Origin of the sequence: Streptomyces calidiresistens (assembly GCF_014141525.1) — a bacterium.
In the GTDB taxonomy this organism is placed as follows: Bacteria; Actinomycetota; Actinomycetes; order Streptomycetales; family Streptomycetaceae; genus Streptomyces; species Streptomyces calidiresistens.
This window is the reverse complement of the sequence record NZ_VKHS01000154.1, coordinates 1-8,811: the sequence shown is the minus strand read 5'-3', so window position 1 is coordinate 8,811 and position 8,811 is coordinate 1. Positions and strand designations below refer to the sequence as shown.

General features: G+C 65.4%; 6 protein-coding genes and 1 pseudogene. 2 read left to right on the top strand and 5 right to left on the bottom strand.

Annotation, left to right across the window (positions count from 1 at the left end; translation table 11 throughout):
- Window positions 1-40 precede the first annotated feature (40 nt).
- Window positions 41-331 (bottom strand): hypothetical protein, encoded by a 291-nt coding sequence (locus FOE67_RS09265; protein WP_182662413.1) that lies wholly within the window; start codon window positions 329-331, stop codon window positions 41-43.
- A gap of 108 nt (window positions 332-439) precedes the next feature.
- Window positions 440-793, bottom strand: a complete 354-nt coding sequence (locus tag FOE67_RS09260) for an SPDY domain-containing protein (RefSeq protein WP_228473707.1) — start codon at window positions 791-793, stop codon at window positions 440-442.
- Between the two features lie 390 nt (window positions 794-1,183).
- On the opposite strand from FOE67_RS09260, the pseudogene FOE67_RS29115 reads away from it, so the two are divergent.
- Together FOE67_RS29115 and FOE67_RS09255 are read left to right on the top strand one after the other, a co-directional pair.
- Window positions 1,184-1,311, top strand: a pseudogene (locus FOE67_RS29115) (transposase); the annotation flags it as partial.
- A 242-nt stretch (window positions 1,312-1,553) separates the two neighbouring features.
- The gene (locus FOE67_RS09255) at window positions 1,554-6,476 is read left to right on the top strand and encodes a hypothetical protein (RefSeq protein WP_182662409.1); all 4,923 of its coding nucleotides are present in this window, start codon (window positions 1,554-1,556) and stop codon (window positions 6,474-6,476) included.
- 304 nt (window positions 6,477-6,780) lie between these two features.
- Here the strand turns inward: FOE67_RS09255 and FOE67_RS09250 are convergent, their stop codons facing one another.
- The 3 genes from FOE67_RS09250 to FOE67_RS09240 all read right to left on the bottom strand — a co-directional run bounded on the left by FOE67_RS09250 (window position 6,781) and on the right by FOE67_RS09240 (window position 8,722).
- Complete coding sequence (locus FOE67_RS09250) at window positions 6,781-7,269, bottom strand: hypothetical protein (protein WP_182662407.1); 489 nt, start codon at window positions 7,267-7,269, stop codon at window positions 6,781-6,783.
- A 31-nt stretch (window positions 7,270-7,300) separates the two neighbouring features.
- Window positions 7,301-8,167, bottom strand: coding sequence for an SPDY domain-containing protein (locus tag FOE67_RS09245; RefSeq protein ID WP_182662405.1), 867 nt, complete (start codon window positions 8,165-8,167; stop codon window positions 7,301-7,303).
- Window positions 8,168-8,245: 78 nt separating this feature from the next.
- On the bottom strand, window positions 8,246-8,722 hold the full coding sequence (locus tag FOE67_RS09240) for a hypothetical protein (protein ID WP_182662403.1): 477 nt from the start codon (window positions 8,720-8,722) through the stop codon (window positions 8,246-8,248).
- Between the last annotated feature and the right edge of the window lie 89 nt (window positions 8,723-8,811).

Here is an 8,811-nt window from a genome sequence, read left to right as displayed (position 1 = left end):
GTCGGGGTACAGGGGCGCCTCCGGGGAGCCGATGCGGGGTCTACCAGCCGCCGGCGGTACGGCGCCGGCGGCGTGGCGAGGGCTGGACAGGTTCCTGCCAGGTCAGGGCGACGGCGACCTCCGGTGGCAGGTGACCGAGCCGGGTGTCCACCTCCGGGCCCTCGGCCAGGTAGACCACCGGCCGGCCCGCTCCATCGGTGGCCTGGAGAACTTGGTCGAGGCGGTGGGCCATGGGAAAGAACGGGTTCATCGCCTGCCGCACCACAGCGCTCCGATCGCAGGCGGACAGGCGAGCGATGAGTTCACCGACGGTCATCTCCGAGGACGTCACGGACCGAGCCTCCTTGCACGAGGAAAAGCGAAGCCACAGCAACTCTCCACGCAGCCACCGCTACGCGGCAAAGGAGCACGGAAAACCCCGCCGTCCGGGCCGGTTTCCTCACAGGCGGCGGGAGGTCTCCAGCACCCGTGCCACAGCGGCGGCTACGACATCGGCCGGTGTCTCCACACCGAAGGAGATGTGGTAGCCGGGCACCGTGGCCGTTCCGGTGACAGCAATCCTCCACCCCTCACCCTCGGCACCGGGACGCCCGAGCGGGAACCAACCGAGGTAGAAACACCCATCCTTGGAATTGACGTGCACATCGGCCCGATCATCCACCACAAGGTGGAAATCATCGGCAGAGAACTGCTCCATCACCACCCCCACCCGCCCCGCACCGAGTCGCCACTCACGCCGCCGCAAACCCTCCACCGCGACACGAAAAGCAGAACCCCCGGGAACCGCCACCAGCCATCACCTCTCCGAACCGAGAAACTCAGGGAAGGCTGTCCACATTGACATAACCTGAGCGCCGCTGGCCAGCTATTCCGTAATATTACCCGTCTGCCGCTGGCGAACTTTGAGATTTTCAGCAAGCTGACCGAGGCACGAAAAATGTATCGCCGCACGCAAACGCCACCTCAGCACCGGCGTCCTGGCCGGGCGGGTCATCCGGGCCGGGCAGCAGCCAAGGTCGGGGCGTGACCGGCGTGCTTCCTCGAACCAGCACAAACCGGATTTGACCCACCGAGAAATGAACCCCTAAGACTGCGGCAAATCCCATAACATGGGAATCAAACACTCATTTAGGGTGTTCCCCAGATCGCGTGACGGGCTCTTCGACGGATCGCGGAATTCACTCTGGTGCGGGGCGAGCCGTGTGACAGCGAGTGGGCTCGATTGGAGCCACACCTGCCGAGTCGCCCGGGGCGAGGGGCGGGTGGAAGGATCACCGCGCTGTCGTCAACGGCATCCTCTTGCGGGTGCGGATTGCCGACGCGGTCCGGGAAGCGGAAGGCGGTCCCTGACTGTCACCGCCGGTGACCTGCGGACGGCAGGTGCGAGGGTTTGAGGCCCGGGGTGTCTGTCAATGGGGCGCCGCCCTCTCACGCAAGGGAGTGGTCGAGCACCTCCAAGTGAGTGACCTTTGTCGGAGCGGCCCGGCCGTGGGGAGTCACGCAAGAGCAGGGTGTAACCGAATGCAGTTTCCTGTGGCGCGGAGAGGTATGTCGTGGCTGTTGAGCCTGTCGTCGGAGACGGCGCGAACCTGTTGTACGGATACCGGCCGTGGAGCGCATCGGATGATTCGTCGGCGTTCTTCACGTCTGCCAAGGCGCCCGCCACGAGGCAGAACCCCGATCTGACTGCCGATGTGGACAGGTGGGAAGGGCCGATCGTCACTGTCCATCCTGATGCCGCGTCGTTGGTGTCTGCCGTATACGGCTACCGGGTCGAGCTGGGCGCGGGAGAGAGGGGAGAAGTACCGGCCGGACCGCTGGTGCTCCACGACTCGGACGCCGCGGCCTCGGCAGAGACTTTGGGCGGGTATCTGGGTGTCAGCCTGACACCGGGGCTCGGGTATCTCCTGGTGCGGCACCGGCGCACCAAGGGGCACAGGAAACATCCGATGGCGACGGCAGCGGTGTCGACGGAGACGGGTGAATACCTCACCCCCGACGCCCGGGCCGCGGCGAGTGCGCTGCCCGCGGTGCCTCCGGGCGAGACCCCCACACTCGAACAGGCTCAGAAGTACCTGGACTTCTTCGCGGTCTACGGCACCCACTTCGTCTCCGAGATCACCTACGGCGACATCATCTACCAGGCCTTCAGCTACGAGCGGGCGTTCTTCGACGCCAGGGTCAAGAAGTTGTTCGACCAACTGGCCGAGGGTGCCTCTCAGGTGACAGGGCTGGAGGCCCTGGACTTCCGCGCCGTGACAGCAGAGCCCTACGGCAGGAGCGGAGGGGTGAAGGAGTATGGCGGGATCCTCTCCTACAGCCGTGACCCGGACCTGGCCGCCACCGTCACAGCCGGCAGGTGGCGGGACAAGGTGTATGCGGAAGACCACGACAGCATCTTCGCCGCCAACCTCAAAGGCGGTGGCGAACTGATCAACGCCTGCACGAAGGTGGTACCCACCGCGCTGACCTTCACGGGGCTGCCCGAGTTGCTGCCCGAGCGGAGCCTGACTCCGACCGCCGACCGATTGCTGCGCGGAGGGCTGCTGCACAAGTACGCGCCCGGGGTGAGCCTGTCGGTAAGCCGCCGGCGGCCGGACTGGGCCACGTACTACCCGAAGTCCAGCGGCAGTTGGCTCTCCACTCTGGCCACTCCGACAGTGGACGTCTACCAGGAGCGTACGGACCTCGGCGCAGTGCGCATCGGCCGCCCCTCCGACGTCGAAAACTTCAGGGTCACCACCCACGTCCTTCAGGTGTCCCGGACGGGACCGACACCGGTGCCGGGAGCCTCGGTACGGCTGCTGACGCATGTGCTCGACACCTCGGAGCAGACCGGACTTCCCGAGCTGCGGCTGACGAAGCAGGCCCTGGATTCGCTCACGATGCACTGCGGGCACATGTTCGGTGCCCTACGGCTCTCGGCGGAGGACCCCTCGGCGGCGCACTACACCTTGCTGGACGGCCTGAGGTTCGCCGACTCGGCCACGGTCGAGCCGTCCACGAAGCGGCCGTGGGTGAAGGCGGACGCATCCGTCACCGGCACCCCACCGAACGACCTGGTGACCGCGGCGGTGAACAGCCTGCAGTTCTCGCTCGCCACCGCGGAGACGATGCTGGCCGCTCAGGGAACGGACAACGAGGGCGTGCGGGCGCTGGGGCGCCGCTTCCTGGAGTGGCTTGCGGGAATCATCCCGGAGGAGACCTCCGACGCCGAGTTGCCGGCCCTGCGCGCTCGGGCGCTGTTCCTGGCCAGGATGGACGGTGTCCTGGAGGACGCTGCCGTCGAGGTGCCCTACATGACGTACGAGGCATACCGGCCTCTGGTCGGAACCCTGCTGGAGAAGGCCAAGCTTGTCCGTGGCGACCTCCGCGAGCTTCAGAAGCAGATCGAGCAGCGCAAGCAGACCGAACTGCTGGCCAGGAACCAGGAGGAGATCAACCAGAGCATCAAGGAAACCGGCAGACTCCTCAGCGGGTATCTGAAGGCACTTCACGAGCACCAGGGTGATGTGGCCGCGCAGCATCAACTGATCGTCAAACAACGGCAGAAGGAGTACGCGAAGGCCGTCACCGATGTTGACGCACTGCAACGGGCCGTTACTCAACAGATGCAGAAGGTCAACAGCGAGATCGAGGTTTTCAAGAACAAGGTCCAGGGCTGGCAGGACGAGCAGTGGATGAAGTTCGGCCTCGATGTGGCCCGGGCACTCTTCGAGCTCGGCGGCAGTATCGTTGCCCCGAGCAATGCCCCCGATGCGGTGCTGAAGCTCGCCTTCACCGGGTCGAAGCTGAAGAGGCTGGGCGAGGTCATCAAGGCATTGGCGAAGATCGCCGGCAACCTGTACGAGACCACCGCGAACATCGAGCACATGAAGGATGCCCTGGGAAGGGTGGACGGCAAGCTGGAACTCCCCGCCCCCCATGAGTGGGCAGAGCTGGAGATCAATTTCCGGGAGACCTTGCTCCCGGCTGGATCCAGCGAGGACCTCAAGCTTCTGTCACAGCCGTTGGTGGCCGCCTTCGGGGCGCTCACGCGGCGGGGTAAGGCATGGGTGGAGGCCGGGGCCCGGATGACACAACTGCGGCAGGAAGCCGACGCCTCGGTGGTGGTCGCCGACCTCAACGCCAAGCAGGAAAAGCGTTTGAAGCAGCTCGACCTCAATCTGAACAGCGGCAGTCCTCATCCACCCGAGGTGGAGCACATCGACCTGATCGGCCTGACGGGCGAGGCCGAGTTCCAGCTCAAGCAGACGCTCTCCGCTCTGGCCCGGGTTCTGGTGCAGCAGGACGGCGCCGTGCAGTACGAGTACCTGGGTGTCCCGACCCGACCGGCGTCCTTCGACATCACCGGCCTCATTCAGGTGATCGCCGACCAGCAGGCCGCCATCGTCAACGGTATCCACTTTCTGCAGCCGAGGCCGCAGAAAGTGCCCGAGCCCATCACCTACCGACTGGAAGGGGTGCCCGTCAAGGCACTCCTGGACGGGGAGTACTCCTTCACCATCCCCTCCGACGCCCGGGAGTTCGAGAACTACGCGATGGTACGGGTGAACAAGGTGATCGCCCGGGTGAACGGAGTCCAGAGCGCCGAGGGCACGTATGTGCTGAAGCTGGTCTACGGGGGTTCACCCTTTTACGACCGGGACAAGACGAAGCGCGTTCTCACCTTCCGCACCGTGGAACGACACTTCGGCCCCTACGAATACGACCGGAAGACCGGGAAGTTGAAATTTGGGGGCGAAGACGGGCCGTTCGACAAGAAGATTACTCACGTGACGCCTTTCAGTACATGGAAGATCGGCGTACCCGCACAGCTCAAGGCCAACCAGGGGGTGGAATTCATCGGCCCCCACACCACTGTGGAGCTGGATTTCCACATCACCGCCCAGTACCCGGACGAAGCGCTGATCCTCGGGACGCGCCACATGCCCATGAGCAGTGAAAACAGCCTGGTTCAAGACATGTTCAAGAGCGGCAGCGCGCTGCGCGGTTGGGACGCCGTGCTGAACATGGACCGCGTCAAGGTCAACGACATCCTCCAGTCCCTCTACGAGAAGGACAACCCCGGCGGGAAGATGACCGTGGCCTACGCGGGATGGAGTGGCGAAATCCGCGAGATCATGGAGAAGTTCTACGCAACCTCTCTGGACGTCGAAATCACTCTGGGAAAGCCTCAGTTGGCGTTCCTGAACGGCCAGGAAAAGCAGGTCGTGATCGCCCAGGAAGTCGAATTCGGGAACACCAGGCAGGGGGCACTGGAGGTCTCCGAGGAGACAAATCTGAAAGACCTGAAATACGAGGAGCACAAAGAGAAAATCACGTGGGGCAAGTGGAAAACCTTGAAAATCGAGAGCGGAGCCGAGGCCCCGAGAGTGGAGTGCACGCTCCCGATCGAGGTGGTGGCGGGTACCGTGAAACCGCGCGACCCCCAGTCAAAAACCTTCGCGGTGGCATTGGAGCTGAGCAAAGGAGACTTCTCGGCGAAATACATCCACGGCGAAAACATCGATGTGCTCGATGCATCATTGAAGAGCGCCTTCGCGGAGAAGGGAATCGTCTACCGGATCAACACGATCGACTGCAGTCAGACCAGCCCGCTCCATGAGCTGAAGCCGTCCCAGTTCTCCGTGCGGACACGGAAGACCAACGGGGGCAGGGATCTGCTGCAATTGTTCATCACCACTGACGGACAACCCTGCAACGATACAACGCTCGTGGTCAGCGAACCCGTGCCGAGCGGGTACGACGTCTCACTGATGATCAACACCAGGATCATGTTCCAGGCAATTCTGGCCGGAGGGTTCAAGGGTGACGGCCTCACTGCGTCGCCCGTTGACCCGGACGATTCGAGCAAGACCTGGAAAGCCAAGGTTTCGGGATCGGTCAACGCCACCATCAAGTGGCCGGACCTCGACGGATACAGCATGGGTCATTGGTACACCCACACATTCCGCTTCGACAAGAACAACTACGACCGGGTCACGTTCCCCCTGGACGGTATGCTTTTCTCGCCCAGCGAGACGGGGGCGCTCAAAATCGGCTTGAACCTGAAAAAGAAGATCGATTTCGAGTGGTGGGTCTGCGTCGACAGCCGTTGCTACCCTCCGAACCCGGGGAGCACGGATTTCGATTTGACGATCGAGGGCGGTTACGACGTGACCGTGTCCGGGGAGGGGGGAAATCAGGAGATCTCCGTCGTCAACCCGAAGGCCACCCCGACCGTCACCACCCACGGCGTCTCGGGGAACGGACCGTGTACCAATCAGGGCGGACCCAAGCGCCATCTGGAGAGCGAGATGGAGCGGATCTTCCCCGAGACGGTCGAGAGCGCGATCAAGGGCATCTCGTTCGAGCATGCTTCGGTTTTCGCGTTGCAGAACCTCCTGTTCCCCGCAGGAAATCGCATGCACCTGTCCGATGTCTACGTGCCCGGTGACCTGCTCATCCTCGGCACCTTGACCACGCAGAATTGACGGTGCCGATGGGGCGCGGTGGGGGTTCGGTATGACTGCCGCGCCCCCATCTCCTGCATTGCGTCATTACCGCGCGATGAGGCAATTGGCCTTCGTTGTTATAACCGGGTGACCCAGCAGCCACTACGGCGTGGTGTTCCCCGCCCCAGTACTTCCCGCACTCCACCCGGCGGCAGTCGCGACAGCTAATGATATCGGCGAGTGCTCTCCGCGCGAGCGTAGGTGGCGCTGGCGTTACAACAACTACGGTGGAAAAGACACGGAGCAGATGGGTGGACGGACAGGCCCTCAAAGAACAAGTACCTCAGCGACTTCGGCCCGAAGGTGGAGCCGGCAGGGGAACGACACTTCTCCCGGCGATTCGGCCCTCGGCGCGGATGGGAATGGGCGCCGTCCAGGCGCCGGGGAACCAGATGTGGGTGTAGCGCTCGATCGCGTCTCGCAGTCCGGTGGTGACAACGCCTTCCCAGGGTGGGTGGCCGGGGCGGTGGTGAGTGTCGAAGGTTCCGTAGCGCTTGCTGCCGCGCGGGGTGTTGAGGGCTTCGTCCCGGCGATGGAAGGTGCCGTGGTCGATGAATCCGAGGGCGACGGCGTCGATCTCGCCCCGCTCCGTGTGGAGGACGGCTGTTCGCAGACCGCCGTATGTGTCGGTGTGGATGGTCCGGGTGAAGCCGATGCTCAGCCGCCAGGGCCCGGCCGGGACGGGAATCGCGTAGTAGGTGTCACCGACCACCGCGCTGTCGGGGAACGGCAGACAGAGTTCGTCGAAGAACTCGGCGGCCTGCAGGGGCATGAAGGGAACTCCTGCTCGGGAGGACGCGGGGTCAGCGGCGGGAGCCGGGCCGGGGTGGGCCGCTGGTAGTGCTCCACCGCGGGACGCTGGGCGAGGGAAGCGCGGCGGGCCGCCGACCCGCGAGGCGCCGCATGTCGAGCGGGGTCGGCCCCGGCGGGTCCGGGGGAAGGAGGGGCGTGAGTCGAGCCATGCCCTGGATGTAGCTGTGGGTGTCCTTCCGCCATCGCGGCAGCGGAGCGGGATCGGAGACGCACTCGGTGACGGCCCGGATCAGGGCCACGGGGGTGTGGGTACTGGCGGTGGCGTACCAGGCGGGGTGGTCGTTGGAGGTGCCGGCCCACAACTGCCAGCGGGCGTCGCGGGTGGTCAACTCCTTCTCGGGGTCAAGGCGGCCGGTGGGGATGGCGAGTCCGGCGAGCCCGTCGGGGGCGCGGAGTTCCAGGGTGCCCCGGCGGTCATGGGAGGCGCGCCATCCGCGGTTGACGAGAGGGTCGATGGCGAGGGCCGGTTCACGGCCCTCGCGGATCGGGCTCGGTGACGCCAGGTAGGCCTGCGGGCCCCGGCTGTACGCCCGGGCGAGAGCGGTGGTGAAGGCGTGGACGAACTCGGTGGGGCAGGTGTTGTTGAAGCAGGCTCCCCAGGTCGGTGGGCCGAAGGGGTCCTCGTAGGCGTTGATGCGCCACAGGCCGTCGTCCTCGCCCTCGGGGAGGTAGCCGAGACGGATCCTGCGGTCCGGTGCGTGAACGTGGAGGTTGCCGAGGTCGTCGTGTGCCATTTCCCATCCCGCGTCGAGCAGGGGTTGGAGAGCGGCGTCACCGGTCGGGGTAGCTGCGGCCAGGTGGCGGGGTGAGACGTACACGTCCCCGTCGATCGGGCGAGGGGCGTCGTGGGGTGGCATGGATCTCCGTGTTTCGGGAGGGAGGGCCGACGGCGCGAAGCAGCGGGGCAGCGGTGAGGGGGCGATCCGGGCGAGGGGTTATGTAGTGACGCCGTAGGCGTCCCGGCTTCGCCGGTGGGCGTGGATCCATCGGCTCATCAGCTCTTCGATCCGTGCGAGTCCCACGTCGCGCTCCTCGCCGGAAACCCGAGGGTGGGGTGTCCCGGTGGCCAGTAGGGCGAAGGTGTGCCGGATCCGCCCGGCGAGGTCGCACAGTGGGGCCGGGTGTTGGTGTCTTCGGGCCCAGCGGGCGGTGGCGTCGTAGAGGTCGGCGAGGTCGCGGCCGGCTGACGAAAGGTCCAGCCCTCCGGTGGTTCGGGTCAGGAGCCCGAGGGCATCCGCCTGCTCGACCACCTGCCGGACCCGGTGGGTGGGGAGGTCCGCGAAAGTCCGGGTCAGGGCGCGTGCGGGGATGGCTCCGTGGTCGTCGATCTCGCCGATCAGGCGAATCAGAACGGGGCAGGACAGCGCGGTACACGTATCGCGGAGGTGTTGCCGGGCGGAGTCGGGAGTCATCGGCTGGCTCCTCCGATGGTCGCGGGGACCTTCGCGCCGGGCGGTGGGGCGTGGGAGAACAGCTCGCCGGTTGCCCACCCGGGGCCTGT

Excerpts from the sequence above, each read along its gene's own strand:
- FOE67_RS09240 (WP_182662403.1), bottom strand. The coding sequence starts at position 8,722 with ATGACTCCCGACTCCGCCCGGCAACACCTCCGCGATACGTGTACCGCG.
- FOE67_RS09250 (WP_182662407.1), bottom strand. The coding sequence starts at position 7,269 with ATGCCCCTGCAGGCCGCCGAGTTCTTCGACGAACTCTGTCTGCCGTTC.
- FOE67_RS09245 (WP_182662405.1), bottom strand. The coding sequence starts at position 8,167 with ATGCCACCCCACGACGCCCCTCGCCCGATCGACGGGGACGTGTACGTC.